The 18440-nt window shown below is 54.3% G+C and carries 5 protein-coding genes and 1 CRISPR repeat array; of the genes, 2 read left to right on the top strand and 3 right to left on the bottom strand.

The window, feature by feature from the left end:
- Positions 1-73 precede the first annotated feature (73 nt).
- Positions 74-12645: a CRISPR direct-repeat array (repeat unit 37 nt; unit sequence GTCTCAGCTGATGAGAAAACCCGATAGGGATTGAAAC).
- 864 nt (positions 12646-13509) lie between these two features.
- Positions 13510-14166 carry a CDGSH iron-sulfur domain-containing protein gene (locus BRA42_RS03825; RefSeq protein WP_342685841.1) on the top strand — a complete coding sequence of 219 codons (657 nt, stop codon included), beginning with the start codon at positions 13510-13512 and terminating at the stop codon, positions 14164-14166.
- 42 nt (positions 14167-14208) lie between these two features.
- Here BRA42_RS03825 and BRA42_RS03820 read toward each other — a convergent pair whose 3' ends face one another.
- The 3 genes from BRA42_RS03820 to BRA42_RS03810 all read right to left on the bottom strand — a co-directional run bounded on the left by BRA42_RS03820 (position 14209) and on the right by BRA42_RS03810 (position 17512).
- Positions 14209-15354 (bottom strand): CPBP family intramembrane glutamic endopeptidase, encoded by a 1146-nt coding sequence (locus BRA42_RS03820; RefSeq protein WP_292409956.1) that lies wholly within the window; start codon positions 15352-15354, stop codon positions 14209-14211.
- 49 nt (positions 15355-15403) lie between these two features.
- Positions 15404-16600, bottom strand: coding sequence for an MFS transporter (locus tag BRA42_RS03815; protein WP_292409957.1), 1197 nt, complete (start codon positions 16598-16600; stop codon positions 15404-15406).
- A gap of 63 nt (positions 16601-16663) precedes the next feature.
- The gene (locus BRA42_RS03810; protein WP_292409959.1) at positions 16664-17512 is read right to left on the bottom strand and encodes an aldo/keto reductase; all 849 of its coding nucleotides are present in this window, start codon (positions 17510-17512) and stop codon (positions 16664-16666) included.
- A 304-nt stretch (positions 17513-17816) separates the two neighbouring features.
- On the opposite strand from BRA42_RS03810, the gene BRA42_RS03805 reads away from it, so the two are divergent.
- Entirely contained in the window at positions 17817-18434 is a 618-nt protein-coding gene (locus tag BRA42_RS03805) for a cupredoxin domain-containing protein (protein ID WP_292409961.1), read from the top strand.
- The last annotated feature ends 6 nt before the right edge of the window (positions 18435-18440 follow it).

Genomic DNA, 18440 nt, shown 5'->3' with positions numbered 1-18440 from the left:
GTCTATGACTTGATCGTCTCCGTTCGGTGCCATGCATGACTTTGTTTGGATTTTGCAGGCAAAATAGGGGGCGGTCTCAGCTGATGAGAAAACCCGATAGGGATTGAAGCATGATCAGGGGGTCGCCGGGGTAGACGCTCCAGGTGTCTCAGCTGATGAGAAAACCCGATAGGGATTGAAGCTCAGTTTGGGCGGATCTAGACCCCGTGCCGCATCCCGTCTCAGCTGATGAGAAAACCCGATAGGGATTGAAACATAGACGTCGACCTCTGGATCGTATTCGTAGACCATGTCTCAGCTGATGAGAAAACCCGATAGGGATTGAAGCGCTGACATCACCCTGTCAAAAGATGGGGAGTTCCCCGTCTCAGCTGATGAGAAAACCCGATAGGGATTGAAACAAACGAGCAGACGGCGGCGGCGACTCCGGCGCCCTGTCTCAGCTGATGAGAAAACCCGATAGGGATTGAAACTTGCTAAACTTCTTGAAGTCCCTGGCAGAAACATGTCTCAGCTGATGAGAAAACCCGATAGGGATTGAAACCGACGAGGTAACTGGCTATCTATCGTGTCCCGATGGTCTCAGCTGATGAGAAAACCCGATAGGGATTGAAACATACCAGGTGACCATTATCCTAAAGTTGACAAAGAGGTCTCAGCTGATGAGAAAACCCGATAGGGATTGAAACCACTGATACGATGACCCGCCTTCCGAGCCCAGGCGTGTCTCAGCTGATGAGAAAACCCGATAGGGATTGAAACGTCTTACGGTCGATGGGTTCATGGCTATCATGGGTCTCAGCTGATGAGAAAACCCGATAGGGATTGAAACATATACTTCGTCACCGAATCATGATATGAACCGATGTCTCAGCTGATGAGAAAACCCGATAGGGATTGAAACTCGGGCTGACCGCCGGGATCCCGGTACGACAAGCGTCTCAGCTGATGAGAAAACCCGATAGGGATTGAAACTCCGTAAACTGATACGTCAGCAGAGCATCCGAAACTGTCTCAGCTGATGAGAAAACCCGATAGGGATTGAAACCTGTAAAAGAAGAAGTGGTTGCTGCTGTAGAAACAGTGTCTCAGCTGATGAGAAAACCCGATAGGGATTGAAACGATGTATTGAGAAAAGTGTAGGGGTTACAAAGAATAGTCTCAGCTGATGAGAAAACCCGATAGGGATTGAAACAGCATGATTGACTACTTCTTGTTTCTTCTTATCCCGTCTCAGCTGATGAGAAAACCCGATAGGGATTGAAACATATGATTGCAGAACGCTTTGGAACTGAACCTCAGTCTCAGCTGATGAGAAAACCCGATAGGGATTGAAACCCGAACTCGAGCCAGGTCGCCTTCAGGGCGTTCTCCGTCTCAGCTGATGAGAAAACCCGATAGGGATTGAAACACAAACATCAGCATTGAGCACAACGCGTGTATTCCAAGTCTCAGCTGATGAGAAAACCCGATAGGGATTGAAACTTCATCTCGACCACGAATGATAATAGAATCCCCTATGTCTCAGCTGATGAGAAAACCCGATAGGGATTGAAACAAAGAGGCCATAAAATAATTCCAGTAAACAACATTAGTCTCAGCTGATGAGAAAACCCGATAGGGATTGAAACCGTACTGTCACAAGGGAGCGACCTACAACTACATGTCTCAGCTGATGAGAAAACCCGATAGGGATTGAAACCCCTACGGGATGGCTGGACCGAGCCCGACCCCATGAGTCTCAGCTGATGAGAAAACCCGATAGGGATTGAAACCTTTCAAGGCATATCTACATTCCGATGACGAGGATCGTCTCAGCTGATGAGAAAACCCGATAGGGATTGAAACATCATCGCCCTGGTCGAGCGGGGAGAGAAAGAAGGGTCTCAGCTGATGAGAAAACCCGATAGGGATTGAAACTATTCGACGGGATCAGCAAGGCGATCGCCGGGGGTCTCAGCTGATGAGAAAACCCGATAGGGATTGAAACTCTGAGCGTCGACGCCTCGGGCTAACTCTTTTAAATGTCTCAGCTGATGAGAAAACCCGATAGGGATTGAAACCGAAGCAAAGAGTGACTGACAGGCAAACCAGTCATCGTCTCAGCTGATGAGAAAACCCGATAGGGATTGAAACCTGGAGGCGCTGGAGGAGGGGGCGGACGGGGAGGTCTCAGCTGATGAGAAAACCCGATAGGGATTGAAACCGCTCTCGATGACGGGGAAACCCTGAGGGAAACAGTGTCTCAGCTGATGAGAAAACCCGATAGGGATTGAAACTATTCCTGACCGACCGGGAGAGCACCGGTGATGTTGGTCTCAGCTGATGAGAAAACCCGATAGGGATTGAAACCCTCTGAGGCCGTCTGTGAGGCTCTCATAACCCGTTGGGTCTCAGCTGATGAGAAAACCCGATAGGGATTGAAACTACCATTTTCTGCTGCTGTCCCCTGCACCTACCGGTGGGTCTCAGCTGATGAGAAAACCCGATAGGGATTGAAACTCCGAGCGCGTGAACGCTTCCGTTAGACTTCGGGGTCTCAGCTGATGAGAAAACCCGATAGGGATTGAAACATATAGAGGTAACGCTAGGTGGTGCCCGGGACAGTCGTCTCAGCTGATGAGAAAACCCGATAGGGATTGAAACCTCCGGTTACCCAGGACAACAGGGTAGTTAGTGAAGCGTCTCAGCTGATGAGAAAACCCGATAGGGATTGAAACCAGATGGTCGTTGACACGGCCGTAACGATGACGGATGTCTCAGCTGATGAGAAAACCCGATAGGGATTGAAACAGAGGTGGCTGGCATTGATGCGCTCGATTAAGAAGGTCTCAGCTGATGAGAAAACCCGATAGGGATTGAAACTCTTCCACCGATACCAGGTACGGTCTGGTACTCCGTCTCAGCTGATGAGAAAACCCGATAGGGATTGAAACTGACACTCTCCGCACCAGTCGCCGCCACCGACTACGTCTCAGCTGATGAGAAAACCCGATAGGGATTGAAACATGTAGTTATCACCGTTCCACCCCCGTGAGCGTGATGTCTCAGCTGATGAGAAAACCCGATAGGGATTGAAACAACCTGTCTCTTGTCAACTACCCACCCCTAAAGGGGTGTCTCAGCTGATGAGAAAACCCGATAGGGATTGAAACACCGAGTATCCCGACCGCGCCCGCCACTACCCGCAGTCTCAGCTGATGAGAAAACCCGATAGGGATTGAAACTGCCCGCGAAGGGTGCATCAACAAGGAGATCGCCGTCTCAGCTGATGAGAAAACCCGATAGGGATTGAAACGCGTTGTACTGGTCCGCGTATGGGGAGTCAGTCATGTGTCTCAGCTGATGAGAAAACCCGATAGGGATTGAAACCCGTTCCTCTCGCTCGCTCCGGTCGATGGCGGGCGTCTCAGCTGATGAGAAAACCCGATAGGGATTGAAACCAGGGGTCGACGACCAGGACCTTCAACTCCGACCGTCTCAGCTGATGAGAAAACCCGATAGGGATTGAAACTTGGTGAATTGCAGGACGGTCATCGAGCAAATCCCCGTCTCAGCTGATGAGAAAACCCGATAGGGATTGAAACCAGTCTCATCAAGATCAGCATCGCCAGAGATGAAGTCTCAGCTGATGAGAAAACCCGATAGGGATTGAAACGATTCTTGATAAAAAGTGTCAGAGGGAGTTGTAGGTCTCAGCTGATGAGAAAACCCGATAGGGATTGAAACTTTTGCTATTGATTTAGGTTTTAATCCCTCTGATGAGTGTCTCAGCTGATGAGAAAACCCGATAGGGATTGAAACGATTCCAAAGACTCATTACTGCTTGGCGAGAAGTGTCTCAGCTGATGAGAAAACCCGATAGGGATTGAAACATCGAGGAGATCACCTGCCGCACCGTGAGCCGGTCTGCGTCTCAGCTGATGAGAAAACCCGATAGGGATTGAAACTAAGGACAGTATCATAATATAATAAAAAAAGAATAGTCTCAGCTGATGAGAAAACCCGATAGGGATTGAAACTAAAAGTGAGAAAAAGTTAAGAAAAGTGTAAGAATAGTCTCAGCTGATGAGAAAACCCGATAGGGATTGAAACGTTAAGGAAACCGTAGTTGCCTTAACCTAAACTCCGTCTCAGCTGATGAGAAAACCCGATAGGGATTGAAGCAAAGGATGAGTGATAATACTCTTAACGACATCTTGAGTCTCAGCTGATGAGAAAACCCGATAGGGATTGAAACCCGTTGAGGTGCGAGTACATCTCCTGGCTCTCATCCGTCTCAGCTGATGAGAAAACCCGATAGGGATTGAAACCACAAGACCTCGCGGAGACGTTCCGCGCTCTCGGTCTCAGCTGATGAGAAAACCCGATAGGGATTGAAACCCCTTCGTCGACCATCTGGTAGGGATCGCACGTGAAGTCTCAGCTGATGAGAAAACCCGATAGGGATTGAAACTAAGGGCGCATGTCCCATCATACAGGGTAGAGAAGGTCTCAGCTGATGAGAAAACCCGATAGGGATTGAAACGTAGAGTCAGAGAAAGTGCCAAAGTGGGTTAGTAAGGTCTCAGCTGATGAGAAAACCCGATAGGGATTGAAACACACTCTCGGCCGCTGTCGTGGCGTCGCGGATGGCTGGTCTCAGCTGATGAGAAAACCCGATAGGGATTGAAACCCCCCGCGCGCGACGCCGCTCCTGGAGGCATATGAGAGTCTCAGCTGATGAGAAAACCCGATAGGGATTGAAACAGCTTCAGTGTGAGATCGGAGCCGATGCTCGTCATCCGTCTCAGCTGATGAGAAAACCCGATAGGGATTGAAACTTGCTGGAGAACATCGGGGCCGGTCCGGGCGTCCGTCTCAGCTGATGAGAAAACCCGACAGGGATTGAACCCTGGAGATCCGGAAACGGCTGTATGGCTACCTGCCAAGTCTCAGCTGATGAGAAAACCCGATAGGGATTGAAACATTACCACCTGCACATCTGCGATTGTCATGAATCGTCTCAGCTGATGAGAAAACCCGATAGGGATTGAAACACGGATAGGACTAGACGCCAGAACCACCAATTCTTCGTCTCAGCTGATGAGAAAACCCGATAGGGATTGAAACAGGAGGAGGAGCGCCAGGACGATCGCGATCCGGAGGTCTCAGCTGATGAGAAAACCCGATAGGGATTGAAACAGGAACAGCCCGGCCAGGGAAGGCGGCTACACTGGTCTCAGCTGATGAGAAAACCCGATAGGGATTGAAACCTCGATCTCCAGCGCGACCCGCTGCAGGCGCTCGTCGTCTCAGCTGATGAGAAAACCCGATAGGGATTGAAACCTGTTTGCCGACCTCCAGGTAACAGACGTTCGGCCGTCTCAGCTGATGAGAAAACCCGATAGGGATTGAAACGCCGGCGGGCCTGTGGCTCCAGTGGATCGAGGATGGTCTCAGCTGATGAGAAAACCCGATAGGGATTGAAACGAGACTTCCCGCCCGTACCTTCCGGGGCGGGAGGTCTCAGCTGATGAGAAAACCCGATAGGGATTGAAACTATCCGAGGCACCGACTATCACCACCCGAGCAGAGTCTCAGCTGATGAGAAAACCCGATAGGGATTGAAACCGAGCCATCGGCACCGAGTCCCTTTTCGAGGTTCTGTCTCAGCTGATGAGAAAACCCGATAGGGATTGAAACGACGCGACAAAACTCCGCCAGTGGGTCGAGACCGGTCTCAGCTGATGAGAAAACCCGATAGGGATTGAAACGAGGCGATCCTCTCCGACGACAAGGTGACCCCATGCATGTCTCAGCTGATGAGAAAACCCGATAGGGATTGAAACAGGTGCCAGATATTGACCGTCTCCCGCTCAAGGGCGTCTCAGCTGATGAGAAAACCCGATAGGGATTGAAACTTGCCGTCCTTCCCGGAGTACCGGAACTCCCCGGTCTCAGCTGATGAGAAAACCCGATAGGGATTGAAACTTGAGCTCTTCGGCTGTGTCAGCCCATACGAGTTCAGTCTCAGCTGATGAGAAAACCCGATAGGGATTGAAACCGCTCTTCCTCGGCGCCGTCCAGGATACCGCATCCGTCTCAGCTGATGAGAAAACCCGATAGGGATTGAAACAGCCCCGACGAGGCCCGGCAGTACTACGAGGACCTGTCTCAGCTGATGAGAAAACCCGATAGGGATTGAAACAAGATCGACCGGCCGCCGTGCATCGAGGAGTCTGAGTCTCAGCTGATGAGAAAACCCGATAGGGATTGAAACCGATACACGAAGAACCGGCCGGCCTTCGTCCTGTAGTCTCAGCTGATGAGAAAACCCGATAGGGATTGAAACTTTCCTGCTCCGGGGCGGCGAGCAGGAGGTCGACGGTCTCAGCTGATGAGAAAACCCGATAGGGATTGAAACCGGGGTGGGACGGTCAGCGTAGTGGACGTAGAGCTGTCTCAGCTGATGAGAAAACCCGATAGGGATTGAAACAGGCTGGATCCATGACCCTCCTCACCGGCGACGCCTGTCTCAGCTGATGAGAAAACCCGATAGGGATTGAAACGTATCCCGGATCCTTGCTCGTCAGCGCGGGGTTGGTCTCAGCTGATGAGAAAACCCGATAGGGATTGAAACCTATATCCGTTGCAACCGTCGCAACCTCAGCCGGTGCGTCTCAGCTGATGAGAAAACCCGATAGGGATTGAAACGCCGGGGACGAAGGTTTCGTTGGAGAGACTGCCGAAGTCTCAGCTGATGAGAAAACCCGATAGGGATTGAAACCGCTGTAATTGAGGATGAAGGATGGCTAACCCAAACGTCTCAGCTGATGAGAAAACCCGATAGGGATTGAAACACTATACTGATGAAACTCTACCTGAGGGATAGATTGTCTCAGCTGATGAGAAAACCCGATAGGGATTGAAACAGTTTCGGGGTAGTTTCTCCCATGCTGCTTTCTCCGTCTCAGCTGATGAGAAAACCCGATAGGGATTGAAACCCATTGTGGATCCTCCTGTCACCAGAACAATGTTTTGTCTCAGCTGATGAGAAAACCCGATAGGGATTGAACCCCGGCGTCGGTCACCCAGGCATGCAGCACCCGGATGGTCTCAGCTGATGAGAAAACCCGATAGGGATTGAAACTTCTCGACCCGGGATCTTGCAGCCTTGCAGCCCATGTCTCAGCTGATGAGAAAACCCGATAGGGATTGAAACGGATGATCGAGCCCGGGCCAGATAGGACCTCGATGTGTCTCAGCTGATGAGAAAACCCGATAGGGATTGAAACCAGTATCCTACGATTCGCCACTGACTGTCAGCCAAGGTCTCAGCTGATGAGAAAACCCGATAGGGATTGAAACCGACATGTCCTTGCGGTGGACTCTGCACCATCCGAGTCTCAGCTGATGAGAAAACCCGATAGGGATTGAAACAGGAGGTTGCCCTGTGCCGAGGAGTAGAGCGTGCTGTGTCTCAGCTGATGAGAAAACCCGATAGGGATTGAAACGACAAGTACGATCAGGAGGTCGATGTGTATCTCCTCGTCTCAGCTGATGAGAAAACCCGATAGGGATTGAAACTTCTCGGGCGCAGTGCGCGAGTACCAGAGATAGAGTCTCAGCTGATGAGAAAACCCGATAGGGATTGAAACCGTGATCGAGACGATGGTCGAAACCGGGAGAGCAAGTCTCAGCTGATGAGAAAACCCGATAGGGATTGAAACGAACGACTTAGAGTCGTAGGGAATCCTCAGTACAACGTCTCAGCTGATGAGAAAACCCGATAGGGATTGAAACACGGGTGCGGGGCGTTCCGACCAGCAGATTCCGCGTCTCAGCTGATGAGAAAACCCGATAGGGATTGAAACTGGTTATCAGCCTGGACACAGGCAGGCCGCATACAGGTCTCAGCTGATGAGAAAACCCGATAGGGATTGAAACCGAGCACGCTCACCGGGAGATCGTCGACGTACCGGTCTCAGCTGATGAGAAAACCCGATAGGGATTGAAACATCTGGTCGGCGACGTCGACCTCGGGCGCGTTGTGTCTCAGCTGATGAGAAAACCCGATAGGGATTGAACCCCTCGGTGGAGACTCGATGCCGGGCTGAACAAAAAAGTCTCAGCTGATGAGAAAACCCGATAGGGATTGAAACGTCGTTGTTCCCCTTGGGATACCCGAGGCCGAACCGGGTCTCAGCTGATGAGAAAACCCGATAGGGATTGAAACATACCGACAACTGCCCTGTATGCAAGGGAAAGATCGTCTCAGCTGATGAGAAAACCCGATAGGGATTGAAACAGGTCGCGTTTGAGGATCGATGGGAACTTGACCTCGTCTCAGCTGATGAGAAAACCCGATAGGGATTGAAACGGACGTTATCTGGGTAGATATCAACCCGGAGTTCTCCCGTCTCAGCTGATGAGAAAACCCGATAGGGATTGAAACTTCATCGGGTGGAGCGGGACGGCCCGGGTCTCCCGGTCTCAGCTGATGAGAAAACCCGATAGGGATTGAAACATTCGCTGCACGCTGGTACCGGTCGGGGTGACGTTGGTCTCAGCTGATGAGAAAACCCGATAGGGATTGAAACGTCCAGACCCGGAGATAGTACCGGGGGTCCTGCGCGTCTCAGCTGATGAGAAAACCCGATAGGGATTGAAACGGACATAACCGACCTTCTCCCGGCCTGGCAGGAGGTCTCAGCTGATGAGAAAACCCGATAGGGATTGAAACCAGAAGATCCCCGGGCGGGAGGGGGAGAGTAACCAGTCTCAGCTGATGAGAAAACCCGATAGGGATTGAAACCACAACGCCCTGCAGCTCACCGTGATCGGGTGTGAGTCTCAGCTGATGAGAAAACCCGATAGGGATTGAACCCTCTGGACCTGGAACGTCGAGCCGTGGGTCGTATCGTCTCAGCTGATGAGAAAACCCGATAGGGATTGAATCCGAGATCCGAACGTCCACAAACCGCCCGGCCGTCCCGTCTCAGCTGATGAGAAAACCCGATAGGGATTGAACCATGGTCGGGAAGAAAGAGGTTGAGTCTGCGAACGCGCGTCTCAGCTGATGAGAAAACCCGATAGGGATTGAAACGCGATGCCCTCGCCGGGGAGGGGCGAGCCTCCCCGTCTCAGCTGATGAGAAAACCCGATAGGGATTGAAACCCGTATTTATAGCGCCGTCTCTGACGGCGACGGGTCCTGTCTCAGCTGATGAGAAAACCCGATAGGGATTGAAACTTTACCTCGATGGGACGGCCCTGGTGGGGGATTATGTGTCTCAGCTGATGAGAAAACCCGATAGGGATTGAAACTGTATCTCTGAGACGGTATCCGGCATGACGACAATTTGTCTCAGCTGATGAGAAAACCCGATAGGGATTGAAACGCTCGCTCTCCTCTGGGTCGACCGATTGCCGTATAGTCTCAGCTGATGAGAAAACCCGATAGGGATTGAAACACTTCTTGGTCGTCACTCTGGATCTCGATCATTTTCGTCTCAGCTGATGAGAAAACCCGATAGGGATTGAAACGTGCAAATGCGGTTGTTCCCCTTTTTGAGGGGATTTGTCTCAGCTGATGAGAAAACCCGATAGGGATTGAAACGACCACTCCACGGCGCACACCCGGGACCTCTCGGGGGTCTCAGCTGATGAGAAAACCCGATAGGGATTGAAACCGCCTATCCCAGTTTGCCGGCGACCTAAAGGGGTGTCTCAGCTGATGAGAAAACCCGATAGGGATTGAAACAGCCAGGCGGCGTAGAAGGCGTTCGTCCCGAGGGTGGTCTCAGCTGATGAGAAAACCCGATAGGGATTGAAACCCAGCGATCAACGCCTATACAGGTCAGGTGTATACGTCTCAGCTGATGAGAAAACCCGATAGGGATTGAAACGTTCGGGTTATTGGTTCTCAGGCATTTCTGCGCGCGTCTCAGCTGATGAGAAAACCCGATAGGGATTGAAACGGTAGGCGTCCTCCAGGCCGCGCCATCGATACAGGGGTCTCAGCTGATGAGAAAACCCGATAGGGATTGAAACCTAGTATGCGTGCCGTCCGGTTTGCCGCCGGACTGTCTCAGCTGATGAGAAAACCCGATAGGGATTGAAACGTATCCTGTTCTGTTTCCGCGAGTAAATCTGCTATCGTCTCAGCTGATGAGAAAACCCGATAGGGATTGAAACTTAAGATGGTACGGCTAGATCCGTAAGTTTTATATACGTCTCAGCTGATGAGAAAACCCGATAGGGATTGAAACGGCGAGTCCAGGCTCCGCGAGACTGGATAGGGAAAGTCTCAGCTGATGAGAAAACCCGATAGGGATTGAAACACCCGGCATCGAGCCGTAACGATGAATCTATGATATCGGTCTCAGCTGATGAGAAAACCCGATAGGGATTGAAACCATCATTCGCTCCGCTCTATACTGATCTGACGTTTGGTCTCAGCTGATGAGAAAACCCGATAGGGATTGAAACATGTAGTCATATGGATTGGATGCTTCGCACTCGTGGTCTCAGCTGATGAGAAAACCCGATAGGGATTGAAACCAAGATCCTCCGTTCTACAGTAGCATTTATCAATGTCTCAGCTGATGAGAAAACCCGATAGGGATTGAAACACGTTCATCGCGCTCGGCATCCTCTCGGTAGTGTGGGTCTCAGCTGATGAGAAAACCCGATAGGGATTGAAACACCCTCGTAGAACTCCAGCCGCACAGCCCGACCACGGTCTCAGCTGATGAGAAAACCCGATAGGGATTGAAACTAAGGTGGGCTGATGGATGGCAGGATTATTCAGCGGTCTCAGCTGATGAGAAAACCCGATAGGGATTGAAACAGGGGTGGCACCCACCAGATAGATGCAGCCACCGGGTCTCAGCTGATGAGAAAACCCGATAGGGATTGAAACAAGGATTAGATAATCTGGGGGGTGTTCCCTAGAAAAGGTCTCAGCTGATGAGAAAACCCGATAGGGATTGAAACACACTCAATGTGGCACACGTGCATACATACGTAACGGTCTCAGCTGATGAGAAAACCCGATAGGGATTGAAACCACCCTTTCCGGCCACTCCTTCCCCGACGAGGCGCTGGTCTCAGCTGATGAGAAAACCCGATAGGGATTGAAACGTACGAGACCGGGACCGGCTACGCCCACGAAGATTGGTCTCAGCTGATGAGAAAACCCGATAGGGATTGAAACATCGAGGCGGGCCGGATCGTCGCCCGACTCTGCAGTCTCAGCTGATGAGAAAACCCGATAGGGATTGAAACGGGAGATCCTCGACGTATCTGACCCGGCGGATGCGGGTCTCAGCTGATGAGAAAACCCGATAGGGATTGAAACTTCCCGGCCGCGTCGGTCTCGTAGACGACCCGGTTGTCTCAGCTGATGAGAAAACCCGATAGGGATTGAAACGCGGTTGTTATAAACCTGGCGAGAGGGTGATATAATGGTCTCAGCTGATGAGAAAACCCGATAGGGATTGAAACAGAAAAAATGAGTGATGGAGAACGGAGCCCGGAAAGTCTCAGCTGATGAGAAAACCCGATAGGGATTGAAACGGTCATGATATCTGGGAAACGCATACAACAGCGACGTCTCAGCTGATGAGAAAACCCGATAGGGATTGAAACTTTGTGAAGGAGAGGGATTGATAATGGCAGACATTAGGTCTCAGCTGATGAGAAAACCCGATAGGGATTGAAACTCAGATTATCACGCATAATAGCAACATACATACTATTGTCTCAGCTGATGAGAAAACCCGATAGGGATTGAAACTCGATTTGACTCTGAACCCGAATGGTTAACCCCTCGTCTCAGCTGATGAGAAAACCCGATAGGGATTGAAACGTATACTGCACCAAGTCGATGGAAATAGCCCCTTTTGTCTCAGCTGATGAGAAAACCCGATAGGGATTGAAACACCGGCTCACCGGCCGATCCCCGGCCGTCTCCCGGTCTCAGCTGATGAGAAAACCCGATAGGGATTGAAACTTTAAAAAAGTTCTAGTATATATATGTTTGCAAAGTCTCAGCTGATGAGAAAACCCGATAGGGATTGAAACGTTACACTGACGGTATAGGTCGCGTCCGTGTACCGTCTCAGCTGATGAGAAAACCCGATAGGGATTGAAACCATGTGCAGCCATGGGAGGGGGGGCCGTCGCTTGGTCTCAGCTGATGAGAAAACCCGATAGGGATTGAAACTGTAATGCTCGCAAAACGCGCAGCATACTCCGCATGTCTCAGCTGATGAGAAAACCCGATAGGGATTGAAACTTATAAAAGGCGTATCCTATCAATCATATTTGCGTCTCAGCTGATGAGAAAACCCGATAGGGATTGAAACCATCGCTTAGTCCCCGACATCATACCCCCTCCGCGCGTCTCAGCTGATGAGAAAACCCGATAGGGATTGAAACCTCCGCGTTGAGGGCATGCCCCTTTCCCGGGCATACGTCTCAGCTGATGAGAAAACCCGATAGGGATTGAAACATCATGTTCTGGAAGTGGATCTGCAGCGGGTAGAGCAGTCTCAGCTGATGAGAAAACCCGATAGGGATTGAAACGTACCGACAGATCACGCCCTTCTCCTCCTGGAAGATGTCTCAGCTGATGAGAAAACCCGATAGGGATTGAAACTAGCTGAGGGGCGGCCGGTCTTCGGACGCGGGGTCCGTCTCAGCTGATGAGACCGATAGGGATTGAGGATGAGACGACGCTGATAACATCGCCAAAGGTCTCATGAGGGCGGCTTATGGGGACCGCCGAGGACAAAGAGAGCCCCTGATCAAAGAAGTTATCGGGGAGTCGAGGAGTCTCTCGAAACATCAGAGCAGGCCGCCTGTATGTCCTGGAGGAGGTGCGCGCCGAGTTGCAGGCGATGTGGCGACGCAGTAACACTCACGTCGACGGTTCGCGTCCGCAACGATCAGAAGCATATCCAAAATAGCACGATACCCTCCTCCCGAAACGAGTAAAAAGGGTTCCGACACTCGCGGCACCTTCGCGAGGTTCCCCACTACGAAGTTGGTTCACCGGTCGAAGATGTACCGGAAGCACTGGCCGGACCCCGTATGACCGTATTTTCCAAAACAACGTCGACGTGATCGTGCCGGGGAAATTTTACCAGGATCAAGGACCGGGCGGCGACCCATAAGCAGCAGAATTACACCATCATGAGGCCGTCTACAAACGTTGCGGGCATTCACTCCATGCCGATCCGAGAAACCCCCAGAATATCGAGTTCCGGGCACGTGCTTACAGATACATCTTGGAGGCGCAGGAACAATCTTCAGGAGATGCCCGAACCCCGATCCAAAGGTCCGAGGACAGTTGATTGTAGCAAATCGGGCACGGATATGACGTGGGCATTGTTTCCAGTTTTATCGTGAAGAAAAGTTAGGACGGAACCCTTTTATTCTCGACTCATAATAGACCCGAGATCGCCCCGTAAAAAGAGCGCGACCGTGACGGATAATACAAAAAAACGGAAAGGAAGAGACCATGAAGATTCAGGTGAGCAGAAATGGTCCATATATCGTGACCGGGGGTGTCCCGCTCATGACGATGGAGATCTCCTACGATGACGAGAGCGACTGCCGTTCATGGCGAAAGGTGGAGGAGTATCCTCTGCAGGAAGAGTATGCCTTATGCCGCTGCGGACATTCGAAGAACAAACCCTATTGTGACGGGACACATGAAAAGGTCCACTTTGACGGTACCGAAACCGCCGGGAATGAACCGTATCTCCAGAGCCCGACCCTCATCAGAGGACCGGAACTGGAACTGACCGATTATGAAGGGCTCTGTGTACACGCACGGTTCTGCATGCGGGCCGGGGGGATCTGGAACCTCACGGAACAGTCCAACGTCCCATCCGCCCGGGACACGGCAGTAGAAGAAGCGTGCAACTGTCCTTCCGGCCGGCTCGTTCTCCGCGACCGCAAGACGGGAGAGACGATCGAGCCCGTTCTTGAACGCTCCGTTGTCGTGGTAGAGAACCCCGCCAGAAGCGAACATGGACCGCTCTGGGTCCGCGGCGGAATCCCTGTCGAGTCCGCCGACGGAAGAACCTATACGATCCGAAACCGGGTTACGCTCTGCCGGTGCGGGAGATCGTGGAACAAACCGTTCTGCGACGGAAACCATATCGGATGGTGACGTCGCCGACCCACTTTTCCCCGACTGAACCCGGGGTCCCGCTCACGACGACATCCCGGCCAGGAGCAGGGAAAAAAGCACCAGGTCGTAGACCGTATGCGTGATCGCCGACGTCGTAGTGTTTGAGTAGCGGCGGATATAGGCAAAAACGATCCCCGCAAGGAAGACCGAGATGATCCCGTCCCAGCTGTACTGGAATGCGTGGAGCGACGCAAAAAGGAGTGCCGGGAGAAGGATGCCGAACCGGGGCTGGAGCAGACCGCGGATGCTCACCTCCTCGCCGAAACCTGCCGCAATGGACGCCATGATGATCCCGGGCAGGGTGAGCGAGCCGGAAAAAAGCAGGTTGACGGCCTCCCCGTCGGTGACCGGGAGACCGAGCCAGCCCACCAGCGTAGCAAGCACCGGGTCGATGAAGTGGAACGCGAGGACCAGCGCGAGAGCTCCGGCAACGGCAAGAACGACCTCCCTTCCCGTCGGCCGGACGAGCCCGAGCCGTTTCAGGGTCTCGCCGGGGGTACGGCGGACGTAGGCCCCCGCAATAAAGAACGAGCCGATGAGCGTCCAGAAGAGGGTGTAGGCGTTCAGCGTGACCGTGTCCGCGAGGAGGTCCCCGGACTCGAGCAGGAGGTCGAGGAACTGCGGCGAGAGGAAGGGCGGACCTCCCGTCACCAGGAGCGGTACCGGCGGTATCAGGATCAGGGCAATGACGACCACGAGCGCAACCGTATGAAGGAGGGAGTCCGGGTCGAAGGGAAGGTACCGGGCAAGCCGGACCCGGAACCTTCGGGAAAACCCAATGAGGCTTGCAAGCCCCGCGACAAGGACGCCGAGGAGGAGAAGCGCCACATCCGCGGCCAGGGCAAGCGTGACCGCGTCCGGGTCGAGTTCTCCGGTCGTGAGCACCTCTGCCGGCAGGATCGAGATCACCCCGATACCGGCCGCAGCGACCGCAAGCCCCCCGATGAGAACGAAGAGCCAGGCGACGGCGACCCACCGGAACACACGGTACCGGTCCTCCGCCAGGTAGACAAGCATCGCGAGAACGACAAAGAGCGCCACATCAAGTGCGGAGGAGAGAAACGTCCCCGCCTCACCGCCGACAACCCCAAAGGCCGCGACCAGGAAGACAAAGCCAAAGAAGACGATCAGTAGTTCCGGGACATGGTAGCGGAGTTCAATCGGCATGGTATCATCGATCCAGGATCTGTTGGCCCCGCGGCATGATGAACATAACTTAACGCCACCCGAGCCTCCCGATGACAAACCAGCCGAGCACACCCATAACCGTGAGGACCGCCGCCTGCAGCAGGAATATCGCTGGCAACGGTAACCTCGCCGCAAGACCGGCACCCACGAACGGGCCGACCGAGAGCCCCACCGAGTAGAGAGTGTTGTAGATGCCGTAGGCAGCGCCCTGCGAACCATGGTTGCGGTAGATGCCGGAGAGGATCGGCACCACCGACACCACGACGCAACTCAGCGTGACCCCCAGCACGAAGACGGCGACGGCGACGAGCGCAAGGGTCGGCGCCCGCATGGCGGCGGCAATTGCAATTCCCGAGAGAATGAGCCCGCCGCCGATGAGGTAGCGGCTGCCCCCGTAACGGTCGTAGACCCGTCCTGCGGCCGGCATGGCGAAAATTGCCGCAACCGCCAGCACCGCAAAGACGAATCCGATCGTCGCCGGGGAGGCCGAGAAGGCGGCGTGCAGGTAGACCGGGAGGTAGGGGTCCACGACACCATAGGTCCCGGCAACCGCGATGATAGCAGCCGCGCAGGCTGCAAGCGGAACGAGGTTTCCCGGGGGCAACATCGACGACCGCCCCGGACCTTCCTCCGATCTTGCGGTGCGCACCGGGACGGCGAAGACAAGGAGGCCGACCGCGGCCACCAGCACCGCCGGGATGAGGAAGGTGGCGGCATAGCCCAGATACTCGAAGAGCAGCCCGCCGAAAACCGGTCCGAGGACGGTCCCGACCCCGACCGCCGAGAGCGCGATCCCCATCCTCTCCCCGAGACAGGCCGGGTCGCAGGTCTCGGCAAGGAGCGCAAGCCCCGCGGACCATGTTGCCGCAGCCGCTATCCCCTGGACCGTCCGGGCAACGACCAGGTGCACGACCGTGGTCGAGACGCCGAAGAGAGCCGTCGCGAGGGCCAGGAGGAGCATCCCGACGATGATGAGGGGGCGGCGGCCCACACGGTCGGAGAGGAGGCCCATCGGGATGGAGAAGATGAGGAGCATGGCGGCGTAGAGCCCGAAGATGAGCCCGATGACCGATTCGTCCACCCCGAGCCGGGGGGCATACTGCGGAAAGACCGGGATGAGGAGGCCGTAGATCATCATGTCCAGGAAGATGACGAGCACGACCAGCACGATGACCGCGTCCGGAGATGCGGCGATGCGGTCCCGGTCCGATTCCCTGGTTGTCATGGCAGTATCCCTCACGGTATATTGGCGCCTTCAGCAGATATAGAAAACCGGCCGGAGGAGATCTCACAGGGGCCCCCGGTAGTACGCAACCTCGCGGGCGTAGGGGCGAAACGCTTCAATGAGCGCCTCCGCGTCGTCGTCGGGCAACGGATCGCTCCTCCCGGCGGCGGCAAGCGCCTGCACCTCGGCGGGTGTAAAACAGCCGACGATTGCAACGGAGATCTCCTGGGCAAGGGCGTAGCGGATGAGGGCCTCCGGCGTCACCCCCGCATCAGGAACAAGGAAATTCGACCCGCCGAGCACCTTCATCCCGATGACCGCAGCCCCCTGCTCCCTTGCGGTCGTGAGCGTCGAGGAGAGAAAACCCCCGAGTGCACCTTCCACCGGGTTTACGGGCATCATCACGGCATCGACCGGCCAGTTCTCCACCGCGTGCGAGAGAACATCCGGGTCGTGGTGTCCCGTCACCCCGATCTGCCGGACGATGCCGGACTCCTTCGCCTCGATAAATGCCTCAAGGGCACCGCTCGCTCCTTCGATCTCCCGGACCTCGGCGAAGGTCCGGACATCGTGGATCTGCCAGAGGTCGAGGGTCGCGATGCCCATCTTCTGAAGGGTCTCCTGGAGGTCCATCTCGGCATCCGCATGGTTCCTGCTCGCGGATTTGCTTGCCTGAAAGACTGATGTCCGGAGGTCGGGACGGCTTCGCCAGACCTCACCGTAGTAGTCCTCGCTCTCCGCGTAGACCTTCGCCGAGTCAAAATAGGTTATCCCCTGATTGAGCGCTTCCATAATGACGGCGTTTGCCTCCGCATGCCGCCCGTACGTCCGAAGGACACCCTCTCCCCCGAGCCCCACGGGGGTAACCCCACGCCCGGTCTTCCCGAACCTGCGCTTGCCCAGTGCCGTCATGGGCCGTCCTATCCGTGCCCGGCTATAAATATCTTCAGCTGCAGATACGCTCCGGTGCGGCACCACGGACCCAAAGAACATAGCGTCCGGGGTGGGCAACACAGGTCCAGTCCTCGATCCGGACTCACTGACGGCTATTCAGTCTAAGGTGAGATCTACAGGGCTTTCCAGGCATAACGGTAAATAAACGTCGCTCAATTCCATGATGCCGGGACACAACGCTGCTGTAAAAGATTTGACCAATACAGGCTCAGTTTTCAGAGGAGGGTAAAGTTTATCTACGCAAAGAGGCATCATCCACCCCATGAAGAGAATGTTTGGTATCCTTGCCCTCATGGTGATCGCGAGCATCATGATCGCAGGGTGTGTGCAGCCTTCGGGCAACGAGACGGCGACCCCCGGCACAACACCGGGACTGACCGAAACCCCGATGGAAACTGAAACACCGATAGGGACAGAGACACCAGCAGAAACCGAGACGATCGCGGGCACTGAAACCCCGATAGAGACCGGAACCACAACGGGCACCGAAACACCAGCAGAAACCGGGGCTACAGGCACTGAAACCCCGATGACGACGACAACGACCGTAGGTACCGAAACCCCGATGACCACCGCCGACGCGAACGCGACCGAGACCCCGCCGGGACCGCCGGGGGCGGTCGCCGCTGACGAGACCATCTCCATCACCGACAACGGGTATGTGCCGAACACAATAACCGTTCCTGCCGACACCACGGTAGAATGGACCAACGACGCCTCGACGAACCAGACCGTCTCGGCAACCGGAGAAGCGGCATTCTTCGATTCCGGGATGATCGAGCCGGGAGGATCGTACAATTACACCTTCAGCACCCCGGGTAACTACACCTACCAGTCGATGACGTCCGGGTTCTCCGGGGAAGTCATCGTCACCTTCTAACCCCTT

The sequence above is a fragment of the Methanoculleus sp. UBA374 genome, from assembly GCA_002508705.1.
GTDB classification, from domain to species: Archaea; Halobacteriota; Methanomicrobia; order Methanomicrobiales; family Methanoculleaceae; genus Methanoculleus; species Methanoculleus palmolei.
Note: the sequence above shows the minus strand (reverse complement) of the source record. Positions and strands in the feature narration are given on the sequence as shown.